Here is a 1,034-nt window from a genome sequence, read left to right on the forward strand (position 1 = left end):
ACCGATAGGTTATTGCCCGAATGCTTCGCCCCTACAGGACGCGGGCCGATGAAGACGCAAGGTTTTGAACGACGATTCTCTCAAAATCTTGCACCTGTGGGAGCGAGAAAAGCCCCAAAACCTTTACTTTGCCTACATTTCAAATTTATTCAGCAAACCCTATTTTGGAGTAAAAGAAAAATGCGTAAACAGACCATTCAATATACATCATCTTTAGATGCTTTGATTGCTGTTGCCAAGCGACTTAGCGTTTATGAGAACCAACATAAAATGGATTCCGAAGATTTTTATAACCAATACAATCAGGGAACATTATCAGATGATATAATATTTATAGAATGGGCAAACGATTATCGTCATTACCTTGCTTTGCGTCAAGAATTAGAACAAATATTAAATCATGCTGCTTAAACTTTTATCTGATTACCTCAATCAAGTAGAGCAAGCAATTGTGCAGCCAGTAGGGTGTGAAGCGCGATAGCGTAACGCACCAATTTAATGATAGAGGTGGTGCGTTACGGCGGCTTGTTAATTTTGGTTTTTTGACGGAATTGATAGCCGCCTAACGCCCCCTACGCCTACTTAGAAACTTAGATAAAGAAATTACCCACCGGAATGCTCCCTAAAGCTGGTAAAGTACCAGTAAATCCGGTGATATTTATTAATAAATCATTGCTGGATTGGAAGCCAGCCGTGCTATCATTAATAACGAGGTAAATTCCAGCGATCGCACCGGTTGTTACCTGCACTAAGGCGGCACTATTAACCCCTAATCCTTGATTACCTGTAGTCGCTCCATTGGCATCAGTAAATACCTGATTGATTAAATTGTCTAAAGTGGTGACAGTGCTATTAGCAGCTCGACTGAAACTACTAGGCGCACTCATGGGAAGTCCACCTTGAGTTAATAAGTCGATTTTATCACTATTGATGGCAAAATCTGTGATACGATCGCTTGTTGATATGGTAGATTGGCCAAATTGGAAGACGAAGGTATCTGCACCTAAACCACCGGTTAAAGTATCAATTCCCGC

Annotated in this window: 2 protein-coding genes; one reads left to right on the forward strand and one right to left on the reverse strand. The window is 41.1% G+C overall.

Translation table 11 applies throughout. The features are described 5' to 3' along the window. The first annotated feature begins 180 nt into the window (after positions 1-180). Positions 181-411 carry an antitoxin TumA gene (tumA, locus tag PX481_RS29965; protein ID WP_002771674.1) on the forward strand — a complete coding sequence of 77 codons (231 nt, stop codon included), beginning with the start codon at positions 181-183 and terminating at the stop codon, positions 409-411. A gap of 179 nt (positions 412-590) precedes the next feature. On the opposite strand, the gene PX481_RS28940 is transcribed toward tumA, so the two are convergent. Next, on the reverse strand, positions 591-1,034 hold a 444-nt coding region (locus tag PX481_RS28940), incomplete at its 5' end, for a bluetail domain-containing putative surface protein (RefSeq protein WP_288097406.1).

The organism is Microcystis sp. M53603_WE2 (assembly GCF_030065435.1).

Excerpts from the sequence above, each read along its gene's own strand:
- tumA (WP_002771674.1), top strand. The coding sequence starts at position 181 with ATGCGTAAACAGACCATTCAATATACATCATCTTTAGATGCTTTGATT.